The organism is Pseudogulbenkiania ferrooxidans 2002, from assembly GCF_000174355.1.
Lineage (GTDB): Bacteria > Pseudomonadota > Gammaproteobacteria > Burkholderiales > Chromobacteriaceae > Pseudogulbenkiania > Pseudogulbenkiania ferrooxidans.
Genome location: NZ_ACIS01000001.1, coordinates 146315 through 160605, shown reverse-complemented (window position 1 = coordinate 160605; position 14291 = coordinate 146315). Strand labels below are relative to the sequence as shown.

Below are 14291 nucleotides of genomic sequence, written 5' to 3'. Positions count from 1 at the left end.
CACGCAGTCCACCCAACCCGAGATCACAACCGCGCTGTCACGTTGAAAGCAGGTTCTCACACCGGCATCTCGTCGGCCAGCGGCTCCGCCGGCTGCAGGTGCAGCCACGACGACCACAGCACCCCTCCCAACAGCAGCAGCATCGCCACGCCCTCGAACGGACGCGGCCAGCGCGACTCGTAGAGGAAGCCGTAGAACAGCGCGAACAGCGTCTCGAACACGATCAGCTGGCCGCTCAGGGTGAGCGGCAGACGGCGGCTGGCGGCGTTCCAGAAGCCGGTGCCGAGCACCGAGGCCCCCAGCGCCACCGCCACCGTGATGCCAGCGAACAGCCCCCAGTCGCGCCCGGGCGCCGCCGGCACCGACAACGCCAGCCAGCCCGCCGGCAACGCCAGCAGCAGCGCCAGCGCGCCGGTGCACACCCCGGTCAGCAACGACCACTCGTGGCTGTTGAAGCGCGGGTGGCGGCGCAGGTAGCGCGCATTGGCCACCGCGTACCAGGTCCACGACACCAGGGCGGCGACGGCGCAGGCGAGACCGCCGAGCTTGACCAGCCAGCCGGCGCCGCCGTGGGCCGGGTCCGGCGCGTAGAGGAACACGTCGAGGTTGATCGCCGCCACCCCCGCCATGATCAGCGCCAGCGGCCAGACCAGCGCGGAGAGGCGCAAGGCGCCGTGCTCGCGGCTGCCGATCAAGGTGGTCAGCACCGGCAGCACGCCGATGATGAGCGAGGTCGGCGCGATGCCGACCAGTTGCACCGCGCTGATCAACAGCACGTAATAGATGATGTTGCCGATCAGCGAGAGGCGCAGCAGCGCCAGCCAGTCCTCGCGCTGCAGTTTCCCGCGCACGGTGCGCCACACCGGCCACAACATCAGCCACGACACCACGCCGTAGCTCAGGTAGCGGCACGAGGCCAGCTCCAGCGGCGAGAACGCCGACAGCGCGCGCGGCGCCAGAAACACCATGCCCCACAGGGCGCCGGCCGCGAGGCCGTACAGCACACCTTGAATCACCATCACTCCCATTGGTCCGTTGCGGCCCGGCGCGCGCACGCGCTCGGCCCCATTACGTCCGGCAGTGTAGTGAAGGAAAGAGAAAAAATCTGTCGCGGGGCTACGCCGGCTTGGCGCGCGACTCCGCCCGCGCCGCACGGCGCAGCGTGCTCGGGGTCTCGCCGTACTCGCGCACCAGCGCGCTGGTGAAGGCGCTCTGCGAGGCGTAGCCGGTGCGCGCCGCCACCTCGCCCACCGGCAGCGTGGTGGTGATAAGCAGCAGGCGCGCCAACCGCAGGCGGCGCCGGCGCACGTACTCCATCGGGCGCAGCCCGGTCTCGGCGAGGAAGCGTTCGTGGAAGCGCGACGGCGCCAGCCCCGCCTGCTCGGCCAGGTCGCGTACCTGCAGCGGATGGGCGCAATGGCGGTCGATGAAGGCGTCGAGCCTGGCCAGCGGCAGGCCCGGCAAGGCCAGCGTCGGTTGGGGCTGGGGCTGGGGCTGGGCCAGTCCGGCCAGCAGCAGGGCAGCGCCGTGGCGCCCGATGACCAGGTCGTCGAGCGACGGCAAGGCCGCCAGCCCGCTCACCAGCGCCCCCAGCGCCGGCGTCAGCGCCCGCGTTCCCGGGGTGTCGAGCAGGCGGCGCGCGGCGTCGGCGCCGCTGCCCAGCAGCCGCGCCAGCGCCTCGGCATCGCACGGCACGTCCAGCACCAGGCAGGAGCTGGCGCCGTCGCCGGCGAAGGCGTGACGGCAGGCAGAGGGGATCACCGCCAGCTGTTGCGCCGCGATGCGCCCGGCGCGTCCTTCCACGTCCACCTGCAACGCGCCGTCCAGCCCGAACACCAGCTGGGCGTGGTCGTGGCTGTGGGCCTGCGTTTCGGGCAGGTAATGGCGGACGGACAGCGAGGGATTCATCAGACGAACGGCGTAGCGATGGCGGATAGACGCTAGTCTGCCTGACAAGCGTGCCAAGGAGAACCGTTACGACATCGAGAACGTGACCGCAGCGGCGGCCAAGGCGTCAGCGCGGGTGGAACAAATCGTCGCGCGCGGCCCTCGACGGGGAAAAGAGCAGCGCAGCAACGCAATGGACATGGCGTACATGAGGATCAAGACCGAGCGAATCTCCACCGGAGATCCGCCCGCACAGGGCAGCGCATGCGCCCCGATCAGGGACGCGCAGCCGATTGATTCACAGGTGCTCAGGCCGGCTGATCCGCCCACTGCAACAGGCTCGCCAGCAGCGCGCGCAGCACCGGCTGCACCCGTGCCGCCCGTACCTCGTCGTAGGCGTACGGCGCCTGCTCTTCCATGTAGGCGGCGAGCGACAGCTCGAGCTGGATCGCGTGCACGCCGTCGTCCGGCTGGCCGTAGGCACGGGTGATGTAGCCGCCCTTGAAGCGGCCGTTCAGCACCGCGCTGTAGGCCGGGAAACCCTGCGCCACCGCCAGCAGGCGCTCGCCCAGGCCCGCGCCGCACGAGGCGCCGCCGGCGCTGCCCAGGTTGAAGTCGGGCAGGCGGCCCTCGAAGAAGCGCGGCACCTCGGAGCGGATCGAGTGCGCCTCCCACAACAGCGCCACGCCGTGCTCGGCCTTGAGCCGTGCCAGCTCGTCCTGCAGCGCCCGGTGGTAGGGGCGCCAGTAGCGCTCGACGCGGCGCTCGATCTCGGCGCTGTCCGGCTCTTCGCCTGCGCGGTACAGCGGCACCTTGGCGAAGGTGTCGACCGGGCACAGCCCGGTGGTGTCCTGGCCCGGGTAGAGGTTGGCGTTGTCCGGCGGGCGGTTGAGGTCGACGACGTAGCGCGAGTAGCGCGGGATCAGGATCGAGGCGCCCAGCGCGGCGGCGAAATCGTACAGCCGCGGCAGGTGCCAGTCGGTGTCGTCCAGCTCGGCCGCCACCGGCGCCAAGCGCCCGGCGAGTTCGGCCGGCAGCTCGGTGCCGACGTGCGGCATCGAGATCAGCAGCGGCGCGCTGCCGCGCTGCAGGGTGTAGATCGGGGTATCCATTATTCGAATTCCGTCCCAAATGGTTGAGGATCAGCCCAGCAGTTCGGCCAGGGCTTCCTGATAGCCCCGCGCCGCGGCCGCCTCGGAAACGTGGCGCCGCTCGGTGACGATGCGCCGCCCGCCGGCATAGACGTCGCGGATCGGCGTTTCGCCGTGCTGGCAGAACACCAGCCCGGCCAACAGCTGCGACTCCGCGCGCTGCGCCAGATTGGGGTGCTCGGCGTCGAGCACCAGCAGGTCGGCACGCTGCCCCGGCGCCAGACCGGCCACCGGCCGTCCCGTCGCCAGCGCGCCGCCAGCCACCGCCTGGGCATACAGCCGGTCCGCCACCAGCGGGGCGTCGGCGCTGGCGAGCGCATTGCGGCGCCGGTCGCGCAGGCGCTGGCTGTATTCCAACAGGCGCAGTTCCTCGACCAGCGACACGCTGACGTGGCTGTCCGAGCCGATGCCCCAGTTACCGCCGGCGGCGAGGTAGGCCACGCCGTCGAAAATGCCGTCGCCGAGGTTGGCCTCGGTGGTCGGACAGATGCCGGCCACCGCGCCGCTGGCGGCGAGATCAGCGGTCTCGTCCGGCGTCATGTGGGTGGCGTGCACCAGGCACCAGCGCTCGTCGAGCGGCTGGTTGTCGAGCAGCCAGCGCACCGGGCGCTTGCCCAGCTCGGCGACGCAGTCGTCGACCTCCTTGGTCTGCTCGGCGATGTGGATGTGGATCGGCGCGCCCGGGTCGGCGCCGTGCAGACCGCTGCGCAGGGCTTCCAGTGTGGCCGGCGTGACGGCGCGCAACGAATGCGGCGCCACGCCGTAGCGCAAGCCGGCATGCTGCGGATGATCGCGGCGCAGGCGAGCCAGCAGATCGAGCATCCAGTCGGTGCTGGCGATGAAGCGTGCCTGCTCCGGCAGCGGCGGCTTGGCGCCGAAGCCGCTTTGCTGGTACAGCACCGGCAGCAGCGTGAGGCCGATGCCGGCGTCGGCGGCGGCGGCGATCAGGCGCTCGCCATGCTCGGCCGGATTGGCGTAGGGCTTGCCGTTGGCGTCGTGGTGCACGTAGTGGAACTCGCACACCGAGGTGTAGCCGGCCTTGGCCATCTCGACGTAGAGCTGGCGCGCAACCGCCTCCAGCGTGTCCGGCTTCAGCCGCGCGGCGAAACGGTACATCAGGCTGCGCCAGCTCCAGAAGCTGTCCTGCGGGTGGCCGAGGTACTCGGTCAAGCCCGCCATGGCGCGCTGGAAGGCGTGCGAGTGCAGGTTCGGCATGCCGGCGATCACCGGCCCGGCGGCGCGCTCGACCCCGGCGGGCAGGGCCGCGTCCGGCTCGACGGCCGTCAGCAGGCCGTGCGCGTCCCAGGAGAGCAGCACGTTACGGCGCCAGCCCTCGGGCAGCAGCGCGCGTTCGGCAAACAGGGAGTGGGTGGAAAGTGTCATCGGCCAACCTCAAGAACGGTCTGAAGGGGTAAGCGGCAGCAGGCGGATGCTGACGGCGAGCAGCGCGCCGTCGCCTTCCACGCGGCAGGCGAGCGCGGCGGTGGTGACGAGGCGCAGGGTGTCGTCGGCTTCGAGCGCAATCGGCGCGTCATCGCCGAGCGATACCTCGACCCGGCCCTGCGCGCAGAACAGCAGCGCCAGGTCGCCGTCGAGCACGTGCCGGCCGGCCCCCTGCCACACCTCGACGCGGCCCCGGGCGGCGTCGCGGCGCAGCATCAGGTTGAAGTCGCGCGTGGCGCCGCCGGGCAGGGTGGCGTCGATCGGCGTCTCGCCGGCAAAGGCGGCCAGCTCGAGCGGGCGGCGTAGCGCGTGCCGCGTGCCGTCGTCCTGCTGCAACACCATGCCGTCGCCGGAGAGCAGCACCAGGGTGCGGTCGACGCCGGGAAAGCGCGAGAACGGCCCGGCCGCCGCGACGTCGGCCAGGCTCACGCGCCAGACGAAATCGTCCATGCCGGCCCCCTCGGGGAACACGGCGATCTCGCGCGTCACCCCGCCGCCGTTCTTCCACGGCCGCGCCTGCAGCGCCGCAGCGCGGATCAGCGTGTAGCGAGGGGGGCGACCCGGCACCGTCGCCGTGTCGCCGGCGTCGTGCTGCGGCTTGCTCATCTGGCTTCTCCCGTCGGGCGACCGCCTGGACGCCCTAATGTCTATACAAGTTCAGCCAGTGTAGCGCAGCTCTATTGTCTATACAAGTACACTGCCGCCGGCAGCCAGACCGGGAAAACCCGCCTCAGAAGCGCCCGCTGAACTGGAAGCGCGAGCCCGGGTGCCACAGCATGACGTCGGTCGCCACTTGATCGTGCGCCCAGGTGCGGCGGTGCAGCACCAGGCAGGGGTCGCCGATCTCCATCTGCAGGCGATGGCGCGCCACGGCGTCCGGCAGACGCGCGGTGATGACGTACTCGGCGCGCTGCAGTGCCGCCTCGCGCGTCATGTATTCGTTGGGGGTGATGGTGTGGAAGTCCTGCTCGAGGTAGTGCGGGTACAGACGCGGATTGACGAAACGGTCTTCCAGCTGGATCGGCACGCCGTTCTCGAAATGCACGATGCGCGAGTGGAAGGCGTAGGCGTCGGCCGGGAGTTCCAGCGCCGCCAGCGCCTTGGTGTCGCTGGTGCGCTCCAGGATCAGCACCTCGCTGCTGTGCTGGTCGCCGCGTCCCTTGATCTCCTCGGCGATGCTCTTGATCTCGATCAGCGTCGACTGGTACTTCTGCCCGGTGACGAAGGTGCCCGCCCCCTGCACCCGGTTGAGCACCTGCTCGGCGGTCAGCTCGCGCAGCGCGCGGTGCACCGTCATGCGCGACACCCCGAACTGCTTGACCAGCTCGTGCTCGGACGGGATCAGGCTATCCATCGGCCAGGCGCCGCTCTCGATCTGGCGGCGGACGTAGTCCTTGATTTGCGCGTAGGCGGGAACGGGTTTGGTAGCGGTGCTGGACATGGAGGCGCGCTCTCGGCGTAAGGAAACGATGTCCGACACTATAGCACGCGTCCAACTTGTCTAGACATAACCACCCCCGGCCGCCGGGCTTCGGCCAACCCGGCGCGCCGCTAGTCGCGGCGGCGCAGCTTGATCGTCAGCGTCAACCCACCCTCGCCGTCATCCAGCGAGTGGAAATTCTGCAGGCCGAGCGAGGACGGCAGCAGCATGCTCACGCCGTGCCCCACCCCCACCTTGCTCAGGGTGCGCTCCAGGCGCCGCGCCATGCCCTGCGCCGGCACCGCCGCCTCGTCGTCGAGCGCGAAGCCGTACGACTCGGCCGCGCTGTCGAAAGCCTGGTCGACCTGCTGGCGCGGCACGAAGCGCTCCGCCACCTCGCTCACCTGGCCCGCCGACACCGCCTCTTCCGCCTGGCACAGCGCCAGGCATTCGTCCTTGAAGCGCGCCTGCGCCAGCGGGTCGTCGATCTCGCCGGAGATCTGCTCCAGCACCTCGGCCACCATGCGGCTGCGCGAGGCGGTATCGGGCACGCGCAGCGCCTGCAGGAAGTCGTCGAGCCAGAACTTGGCCTGCTGGCCCAGGCGGTCCACGGCGTACACCGTCGGCCCGTGTTCCAGGAGCAGCGCGCCCTTGTCGATCAGGCGCGGGTTGATGCCGGAGGCGTGGCCGAGATCGAACACCGCCCCCGACTCGATCACGGTCAGGAAATCGTCGCGGATCTCCGACTTGAACACCCCCAGCGCGCGCTGCGGCTCGTCGCCGTCGGCAAGCCCGGAAAACAGCACCACCAGGAGGTCGCCGGCGCTGATGTTGGGATGCTGCGAGCGCGCGTAGAGGTGGCGCGCGATGCGCCGCGACAGCTCGAGAAAATCCAGCTCGTCGCGGAAGAACTGGCGCGAGTAGTGATAGAGCTCGTTGAGGTTGAGGTCGGATTCGTGCACGAACTGGTACTTCTTCTTGTCCGACACGATGCCCTTGAGGTAGCCGTCGAGGATCAGCGCCGACACCCCGTCGTCGGCCGCGGTGGTGCGCTCCGACAGCTGCAGCGGCTCGCCGCGCGCCGGATTGCCCACGCGATGCACCACCAGCCGCTCCACCCTCGCCTCACCGATCACCATGCCCGTCTCCCTGTTCGCCAACGAGCCGCGATTATTGCCGCCGCCTCCGCCCGTGGCAAGCGGCGCGCTCACGCGTCACGGGGCGACGGGCGGTACCGCGTCATGGCGGCGAGCAGGCCGAAACTCAGCACCGCCGAACAGTAGAAATAGCCTGCCGGCCCGAGTCCGTCCATGAACAGCGACACCAGCAGCGGGCCGGCGATGCCGCCGGCGGCAAACGCCAGCAGCAGCACCGAACTGGTATCGATGCGGGACTCTGGCGGCATCACGTCGTTGACGATGGCACTGGCGACGCCGTACAGGGTGAAGGTGACGCTGACGTAGGCCAGAATCAGCCACAGCATCCACGCTGTCTTGCCGCTCAGCGCAATCGCCAGGGCGATGGCGCCGATGGCCAGGCACAGCCGCGCCAGCAGCGTGCGCCGGTCCACCTTGTCGGACAAGCGCCCCACCGGCCACTGCAGCGACAGCGCCGCCAGCATCGACAAGCCCATGAACTCGGCGATGTCCGCCTCGCCGTAACCGTGACGCGCGAAGAACACCGGGATCATGGTGTAGAACGCCCCGCTCAGGCAGCCAGCCACCAGCGTCGCGCCGAGCCCGATCGGCGCCAGCCGTGCCATCTGACGCACCGTGGCAAGCAGGCGGAGGATGGTTTCGAGCAGATTGGGCGACACCCCCAGATGCGTCCCCGGCGTGGTCAGGGTCACCGGAATCGCCGACAGCGCGAACAGGATGCCCACCACGCTGAACAGGCTGCCGCTGGCCGACAACGGCACGTTCAGCAACCACTGCCCGGCGCTGATGCCGAGATAGCCCGTGATCATGTACACCGACATCACCTGGCCGCGCAGATGGTTGGCGGCGCAGCCGTTGAGCCAGCTCTCCATCACCATGAAGATGCCTACCAGCGCCATCCCGGTCAGCAGGCGGCACAAGGCCCACAACCAGGGGCTGACCCCGAGCGACTGCGCCAGCGCCACGCAGGTGATGGTCGCCGCCATCACGGCGAAGGCGCGATGATGACCCACCTGGCGAATCAAGCCGCCGCAGGCGAAGGTGCCGGCGAAGAAGCCGACGTAATACAGCGACTGGATCAGGCCGGTCAGCGTGGTAGACAGACCGCTGCCGATCAGGCGCAAGGCGGTCAGCGTGGTGAACAGGCCGTTGCCGGCCATCAGGATGGTATAGCCCAGCAGCAACGCCGCCACCGAGCGCAAGACGGTGCGCCAGCCACCCACGGCCGACGCCTGCACAGGAAAAGTCGTCATCAGGAATACAAACTCAAAGCCCCCGCCCGGGCGGGGACGCATTGCAAAGACGCGCACGCCCATCCCGCCCGCGACCACCCTCGGGCCAGCGGCGGCCGGACAGGCGTAGGCATGCCCTCATCATGGCCATTGTTTCGCCCAAGACATGTCTCAAAACGACGACTTATTGCCTTGCGACGACCTTCGTTCCCCCGCCGCGTTCACCGCCAGCGCTGCCGCAGGCGGCGCCAAAGGCCGAACGCCACCACCAGGGCGGCGATCAGCAGCAACGCCCCCTCCTCGTAACGCTTGATGTCGGCAAACAGCCATTGCAGCGCGTGCCCGAACAGGAAACCGGCACCGGCGACCAGCAGCGCCCAGAGCGCCGCGCCGATCAGGTTGAGCACGGCAAAACGCCACACCGGCACCCCGCTCATGCCGATCGCCATCGGCCCGACCACGCGCAGTCCGTACAGGAAGCGCACGCCGATGATCAGCGCGGCGTGAAACCGCTGCAGCAACCGGCTCGCCCGCTGCGCCCCCGGCTTCCAGCGCGGGAAACGCTCCAGCAGTGCCGTACCGTAGCGCCGCCCCAGCAAAAAGAAGGTCTGGTCGCCCAGCGTGCCGCCGCACAAGGCGAGCGCGACCACCCAGAAAAACGACAGATAACCCTGGTGTGCGGCAAAACCCGCCAGTACCAGCACAGTCTCGCCTTCCAGCAGCGCACCGACGAACACCGCCAGGTAACCGTACTGCGCGAGCAACTGGGGCAATGTCATCGCCTATCCCCCGCCTGGCCGCCGCCCTGCCCCGGCACCGGAAAAGTCACCCCGGCCGGACCCGCCGTCCACGCCGGCCGGCCAGTAGCAGCAAGGCCGACAGCGCGAACACCGCCCCGGCGTAGAAGGTCGTGGCCGAGCCGTGCACCTGCCACAACCAGCCCGCGATCACGCTGGCGAACAGCATACAGCCGCCGCTCACCAGGTTGAATACGCCGAACGCCGTACCCTTCAGCCCGCCCGGCGTGGTGTCGGCCACCAGCGTGGCCAGGATGCCCTGACTGAACCCCATGTGCAGCCCCCACAGCGCCACGCCGGCCAGCAGCCCCGCGACCGAGCCCGCCCGGGCCAGCACCAGGTCCGCCAGCACCAAGAACAGCAGGCCCACGCCCAGCAAGGCGGTGCGGCTCATGCGGTCCGACAGCCGGCCCACCGGATAGGCCGCCAGGCTGTAGACCAGCGACATCACCACCATCACCGCCGGCACCCAGGTGGCCGACAAGCCCAACTGCTGGGCGCGCAGCACCAGGAACGCCTCGCTGAAGCGGGCCAGCGTGAACACCGCGCCGATCCCCACCACCCACCAGTACGATGCCGGAAACTCGCGCAGCACGCGCCAGTGGATCGGCGAGCGGAAACGATGCGCCGACGGGCCGTGCCCGGGTTCGTCCACCCCGGCCACGATCAGCGCCACCGCCACGGTGGCCGGCGCCACCGCGAACCACAACACCAGCGGAATATTGCCGGCGAAAGCCGCCATCAGCGCGATCGCCAGCAGGGGGCCGAGAAACGCCCCCACCGTGTCCATCGACTGGCGCAGGCCGAAACAGGCGCCGCGAATCTCGGCCGGCGCGATATCGGCTACCAGCGCATCGCGCGGCGCTCCCCGGATACCCTTGCCGATGCGGTCGAGAAAGCGCGCGACGAACACCGTTTCGGCCGAGGTGGCGAGCGGAAACAGCGGCTTGGTCAGCGCCGCCAGCCCGTAGCCCGCCAGCAGCAGGCCCTTGCGCCGGCCGATGAAATCGCTGATGGCCCCGGAGAAGATCTTGACGATCAGGGCGGTCGCCTCGGCGATGCCTTCGATCACCCCGATGGTCAGCGCACTGGCGCCGAGCGTCCCGGCCAGGAACAGCGGCAGCAGGCTGTGGGTCAGCTCCGACGACACGTCCATGAACAGGCTGACAAAGCCCAGCGCCCACACCGTACGGGGTATCGCGGGCGTCGCCACGGGCATTTTCAGCGCGCCGGGCTGGCGCGAGGGTTGGGTCGACATGCGAGGCGCCTCGAAAAAGAAGTGGCTGCCCGGTCCGGCCACGGAAGGCCCGCCGGACCTGGCGCAGCGGTCCTCCCCGGGGCGTTCGCGGCAGCCTGCCGTTGCAGGCGAAGTGTAGGCAAGACGCGAAACGAACTCAAACACGGAAGGCGGGAGCCTGGCCACGCGGCAGCGCCCAGGCGCTCACCGTCCCTGTCCTGCCAGCTGCTGCCCCAGGAAATCCAGGAAACAGCCAATGCGCGCCGCCAGCCCGGTGTTGCGGTAGTACACCGCGTGGATCGCCTGCCAGGTCTCGATCGTCGCCTCGGCCAGCACCTGAACCAGCGCGCCACGGCGGCGGTCCTCACCGGTCATGAAATCGGACAGGCAGGCGATGCCCTGCCCGGCCAGCGCGAGCTGGCGCACGGTCTCGCCGCTCGATGCAGACAGCGCCGGGGTGATGACATAGCCCGACGACTCCTGCCGCCGCAGCGGCCAGGTGTTGAGCGACGACGGCGCGCTGAAGCCGATCAGCGCATGCCGTGCCAGCTCGTCGACCTGCTGCGGCACGCCGTGCCGTTCCAGATAGGCCGGCGCCGCCACCAGCCGCAGCCGGAACTGCCCGAGCGGCCGGGCGTGCAGCGAGGAGTCCTGCAACGTGCCGATGCGGATCGCCACGTCGGTGCGCTGCTCCAGCAGGTCGATGATCTCGTCGCTGGTATTCAGTTCCAGCTCGATCTCCGGGTAGCGGGCACGAAACGCCCCCACCAGCGGCACCACCGCGTGCAGCATAAACGGCGAGGCGGCGTTCACGCGCAGCCGCCCGGACGGCCGCTCGCGGCGGATCGCCATCTGCTCCTCGGCCTCGTCGATGGCGCCGAGGATGCCGCGGGCGTGGGACAGGAACAGCCGCCCCTCCTCGGTCAGCTCCAGCCGGCGCGTGGTGCGGTTGAGCAAGGTGGTGGCGAGCTTGCCTTCCAGCCGGCTCAAGGCCCGGCTCACCCCGGACGTGGTCTGCCCCAACTGCTCGGCCGCCGCCGTGATCGAACCGGCATCGACCACACGGACAAAGGCCAGCAGCTCTTCGGTCGTGCTCTTCATTATTGACTTTCAGTCAAATATCTTCTGCATCAGACCGTATTTTTCTGCAAGAGTAAAGCCGCGACACTCTGCACTCCTTATTCAACCGGAGTGCTCATCATGCCGATCGCCCTCTTGGCGCTGACGATCAGCGCCTTCGCCATCGGAACCACCGAATTCGTCATCGTCGGGCTGATTCCGACCATCGCCGCCGACCTCAAGGTCAGCCTGCCCTCAGCCGGCCTCTTGGTCAGCCTCTACGCGCTCGGCGTCGCCGTCGGCGCCCCGCTGTTGACCGCGCTCACCGGCCGCCTGCCGCGCAAGCAACTGCTGCTGGCGCTGATGGCGCTGTTCACCGTCGGCAACCTGCTGGCCTGGCAGGCCCCCGGCTATGCCTCGCTGATCGTCGCCCGCGTGCTGACCGGGCTGGCGCACGGCGTGTTCTTCTCCATCGGCTCCACCATCGCCACCGGCCTGGTGCCCAAGGACAAGGCCGCCAGCGCCATCGCCACCATGTTCACCGGCCTCACCGTTGCGCTGGTCAGCGGCGTGCCGCTGGGCACCTTCATCGGCCAGCACTTCGGCTGGCGCGAAACCTTCCTCGCGGTCTCCGCGCTCGGCGTGATCGCCTTCGTCGGCAGCCTGCTGTTCGTGCCCGCCACCATCCGCCACAGCCCGCCGGCCTCGCTGCTGCAACAGCTCGACGTGCTGCGCCAGCCGCGCCTGTTGATGGTGTACGCCAAGACCGCGCTCGGCTACGGCGGCTCCTTCGTCGCCTTCACCTTCCTCGCCCCCATCCTGCAGCAGGTCTCCGGCTTCAGCGCCGGCGCCGTCAGCCTGGTGATGCTGGTCTACGGCGTCTCGGTCGCCATCGGCAACATCTGGGGCGGCAAGTTGGCAGACCGCCACGGCCCGATCCACGCCCTGCAGCGCATCTTCCTGCTGCTGGCCGGCGTGCTGTTGCTGCTCACCTTCACCGCCCCCCATCCCTGGCTGGCGCTGGCCACGGTGCTGCTGTGGGGCGCGGTGGCCTTCGGCAACGTGCCCGGCCTGCAGCTCTACGTGGTGCAACAGGCCGAACGCCACGCCCCGCACGCGGTGGACGTCGCCTCCGGCCTCAACATCGCCGCCTTCAACCTGGGCATCGCCGGCGGCGCCTGGGGCGGCGGCCTGATCGTCGAACACGCCGGCCTGATGACCACGCCCTGGGTCGGCGCGCTGGTGGTGCTGCTGGCACTCGCCATCACCCACTGGAGCGGCCGCCTGGACCGCCGCGCCACCGCCGTCGCCGCGTCGTAATGCGCACCGCCACCCTCTTATCCATCACTCAAAAGGAACACTCATGACCATTCCCGTCCTCGGACTCGGCACCTTCCGCCTGCAAGGCCAGCACGTCATCGACTCGGTGTCGATGGGCCTCGAGCTGGGTTACCGCCACATCGATACCGCCCAGATCTACGGCAACGAGGCCGAGGTCGGCCAGGCGCTGGCGCACAGCGGCGTGCCGCGCAACGAGGTCTTCGTCACCACCAAGGTGTGGACCGAGCACCTGGGACGCGACCAACTGATCCCCAGCCTGAAGCAAAGCCTCGACAAGCTGCGTCTCGACCAGCTCGACCTGGCGCTGATCCACTGGCCGTCGCCCGACGACGCCATCGCGGTGGCCGAGTACATGGAAACGTTGGCCGAAGCCAAGTCGCAGGGGCTGGCGCGGCAGATCGGCGTCTCCAACTTCACCATCCGCCACCTCGAGCAGGCCATCGCCGTGGTCGGCGCCGAAGAGATCGCCACCCAGCAGATCGAGCTCCACCCCTTCCTGCAAAACCGCCAGGTGGCGGCGTTCTGCCGCGAACACGGCCTGCACCTCACCGCCTACATGCCGCTGGCCTACGGCAAGGTGATGCAGGAGCCGGTGTTGCAGCGCATCGCCGCCCGGCACGGCGCCACGCCGGCGCAGATTGCCCTCGCCTGGCTGCTGCAACAGGGCTGCTCCGTGATCCCCTCCTCGACCCAGCGCGCCAATCTGGCGGCCAACCTGCAGGCGCAGGCCCTTAGCCTGAGCGAGGAAGAGCAACGGGAAATCGCCACGCTGGAGCGCGGCGAGCGCCTCGCCAATCCGGAGTTCGCCCCGCGCTGGGACTAGCCGGCACGCCCCCGGGCCGGGCGATCACGCCCGGCTTGCCCTGTCCGTATCTCGCCCTCCCGTAAGCGGCGCGCCAGGCAAACCCGGCGCACCGACTAGAGCGTCGTCGCCAACTGGTGCAGCTCGGCCACGGTCATCGTGAACACCAGCGGGGTATCGCCCTCGTTCGCATAGTGATGGGGAACGTCCGTCCTCGCCACCGCCGAGCCCCCCGCCGGGACGATCAGGTCGGTTTTATCCACCCTCATCGTCAATTGCCCCTGCTCCACATGGAACAGCTCGAAGGTTCCCTGCGGATGCCCGGGCGACTCAAACAGCTCCCCCGGCTGCAGCTCCCAGCGCCACAGCTCGATCATGTTGGGCCCCGAGGTGCCCGCCAGCAGGCGGGCCGAGCCCCCCTTGGGGCCCGTCCACAGCGTCGGGATGTCCTGGCCCTCGATCAGTCGTGCCGCAGGAGCGCTGGCCACGTCCACGATATCCGCCACCGAAACGCCGAGCGCCGCCGCGATCTTGCAGAGAATGGCGATGCTGGGATTGGCGATGCATTTCTCGATCTCCACCAGCATGCCCTTGCTCACGCCCGCGCGCCGCGAGAGTTCGTCCAGCGACAGTTTCTGTTTTTTTCGATGTTGTTTGAGCTTGGCGGCGACCGCCTGGCTGACGGAGTGGACATCGGCACCCGAGTCGGTCGATATATTGACTTTTTTGGTCATTGGTCGGCAAAATGGAATAAATCGGTCACTA

At 69.3% G+C, this 14291-nt stretch carries 14 protein-coding genes; 2 read left to right on the top strand and 12 right to left on the bottom strand.

Translation table 11 applies throughout. The annotated features are described in order from the left end of the window. Positions 1–56 precede the first annotated feature (56 nt). The 11 genes from FURADRAFT_RS00805 to FURADRAFT_RS00755 all read right to left on the bottom strand — a co-directional run bounded on the left by FURADRAFT_RS00805 (position 57) and on the right by FURADRAFT_RS00755 (position 11425). Entirely contained in the window at positions 57–1019 is a 963-nt protein-coding gene (locus FURADRAFT_RS00805) for a DMT family transporter (RefSeq protein WP_008952184.1), read from the bottom strand. 97 nt (positions 1020–1116) lie between these two features. Further along, entirely contained in the window at positions 1117–1908 is a 792-nt protein-coding gene (locus FURADRAFT_RS21205; protein ID WP_008952183.1) for an AraC family transcriptional regulator, read from the bottom strand. A gap of 287 nt (positions 1909–2195) precedes the next feature. Beyond that, complete coding sequence (gene hutG / locus FURADRAFT_RS00795; RefSeq protein WP_008952182.1) at positions 2196–2999, bottom strand: N-formylglutamate deformylase; 804 nt, start codon at positions 2997–2999, stop codon at positions 2196–2198. A gap of 30 nt (positions 3000–3029) precedes the next feature. Next, positions 3030–4421: a formimidoylglutamate deiminase gene (locus FURADRAFT_RS00790; RefSeq protein ID WP_008952181.1), complete on the bottom strand. Its 1392-nt coding sequence runs from the start codon at positions 4419–4421 to the stop codon at positions 3030–3032. Between the two features lie 9 nt (positions 4422–4430). After that, the gene (locus FURADRAFT_RS00785) at positions 4431–5087 is read right to left on the bottom strand and encodes a HutD/Ves family protein (RefSeq protein WP_008952180.1); all 657 of its coding nucleotides are present in this window, start codon (positions 5085–5087) and stop codon (positions 4431–4433) included. Between the two features lie 124 nt (positions 5088–5211). Further along, positions 5212–5922: a histidine utilization repressor gene (gene hutC, locus FURADRAFT_RS00780; RefSeq protein ID WP_008952179.1), complete on the bottom strand. Its 711-nt coding sequence runs from the start codon at positions 5920–5922 to the stop codon at positions 5212–5214. Between the two features lie 110 nt (positions 5923–6032). Continuing rightward, entirely contained in the window at positions 6033–7040 is a 1008-nt protein-coding gene (locus FURADRAFT_RS00775; protein WP_008952178.1) for a nucleoid-associated protein, read from the bottom strand. A 68-nt stretch (positions 7041–7108) separates the two neighbouring features. Further along, entirely contained in the window at positions 7109–8311 is a 1203-nt protein-coding gene (locus FURADRAFT_RS00770) for an MFS transporter (RefSeq protein ID WP_236261503.1), read from the bottom strand. 200 nt (positions 8312–8511) lie between these two features. Beyond that, positions 8512–9069: a DedA family protein gene (locus FURADRAFT_RS00765; RefSeq protein ID WP_008952176.1), complete on the bottom strand. Its 558-nt coding sequence runs from the start codon at positions 9067–9069 to the stop codon at positions 8512–8514. 46 nt (positions 9070–9115) lie between these two features. Further along, complete coding sequence (locus tag FURADRAFT_RS00760; RefSeq protein ID WP_008952175.1) at positions 9116–10345, bottom strand: MFS transporter; 1230 nt, start codon at positions 10343–10345, stop codon at positions 9116–9118. Positions 10346–10528: 183 nt separating this feature from the next. Continuing rightward, entirely contained in the window at positions 10529–11425 is an 897-nt protein-coding gene (locus FURADRAFT_RS00755; RefSeq protein ID WP_008952174.1) for a LysR family transcriptional regulator, read from the bottom strand. A 99-nt stretch (positions 11426–11524) separates the two neighbouring features. Here FURADRAFT_RS00755 and FURADRAFT_RS00750 point away from each other — a divergent pair, with 99 nt between their 5' ends. Continuing rightward, a complete protein-coding gene (locus FURADRAFT_RS00750) occupies positions 11525–12703 on the top strand; it encodes an MFS transporter (protein WP_008952173.1) in 1179 nt (392 codons plus the stop codon). Between the two features lie 43 nt (positions 12704–12746). Continuing rightward, the gene (dkgB, locus tag FURADRAFT_RS00745) at positions 12747–13547 is read left to right on the top strand and encodes a 2,5-didehydrogluconate reductase DkgB (RefSeq protein WP_008952172.1); all 801 of its coding nucleotides are present in this window, start codon (positions 12747–12749) and stop codon (positions 13545–13547) included. A 95-nt stretch (positions 13548–13642) separates the two neighbouring features. Here the strand turns inward: dkgB and FURADRAFT_RS00740 are convergent, their stop codons facing one another. Further along, entirely contained in the window at positions 13643–14260 is a 618-nt protein-coding gene (locus FURADRAFT_RS00740) for a helix-turn-helix domain-containing protein (protein WP_008952171.1), read from the bottom strand. Positions 14261–14291: the final 31 nt, after the last annotated feature.

Bases quoted from the DNA above. Each gene is read 5' to 3' on its own strand.
- FURADRAFT_RS00740 (WP_008952171.1), bottom strand. From the start codon at position 14,260: ATGACCAAAAAAGTCAATATATCGACCGACTCGGGTGCCGATGTCCAC.
- FURADRAFT_RS21205 (WP_008952183.1), bottom strand. From the start codon at position 1,908: ATGAATCCCTCGCTGTCCGTCCGCCATTACCTGCCCGAAACGCAGGCC.
- dkgB (WP_008952172.1), top strand. From the start codon at position 12,747: ATGACCATTCCCGTCCTCGGACTCGGCACCTTCCGCCTGCAAGGCCAG.
- FURADRAFT_RS00785 (WP_008952180.1), bottom strand. From the start codon at position 5,087: ATGAGCAAGCCGCAGCACGACGCCGGCGACACGGCGACGGTGCCGGGT.
- FURADRAFT_RS00790 (WP_008952181.1), bottom strand. From the start codon at position 4,421: ATGACACTTTCCACCCACTCCCTGTTTGCCGAACGCGCGCTGCTGCCC.
- FURADRAFT_RS00775 (WP_008952178.1), bottom strand. From the start codon at position 7,040: ATGGTGATCGGTGAGGCGAGGGTGGAGCGGCTGGTGGTGCATCGCGTG.
- hutC (WP_008952179.1), bottom strand. From the start codon at position 5,922: ATGTCCAGCACCGCTACCAAACCCGTTCCCGCCTACGCGCAAATCAAG.
- FURADRAFT_RS00760 (WP_008952175.1), bottom strand. From the start codon at position 10,345: ATGTCGACCCAACCCTCGCGCCAGCCCGGCGCGCTGAAAATGCCCGTG.
- FURADRAFT_RS00765 (WP_008952176.1), bottom strand. From the start codon at position 9,069: ATGACATTGCCCCAGTTGCTCGCGCAGTACGGTTACCTGGCGGTGTTC.
- FURADRAFT_RS00770 (WP_236261503.1), bottom strand. From the start codon at position 8,311: ATGACGACTTTTCCTGTGCAGGCGTCGGCCGTGGGTGGCTGGCGCACC.
- FURADRAFT_RS00755 (WP_008952174.1), bottom strand. From the start codon at position 11,425: ATGAAGAGCACGACCGAAGAGCTGCTGGCCTTTGTCCGTGTGGTCGAT.
- hutG (WP_008952182.1), bottom strand. From the start codon at position 2,999: ATGGATACCCCGATCTACACCCTGCAGCGCGGCAGCGCGCCGCTGCTG.
- FURADRAFT_RS00805 (WP_008952184.1), bottom strand. From the start codon at position 1,019: ATGGTGATTCAAGGTGTGCTGTACGGCCTCGCGGCCGGCGCCCTGTGG.
- FURADRAFT_RS00750 (WP_008952173.1), top strand. From the start codon at position 11,525: ATGCCGATCGCCCTCTTGGCGCTGACGATCAGCGCCTTCGCCATCGGA.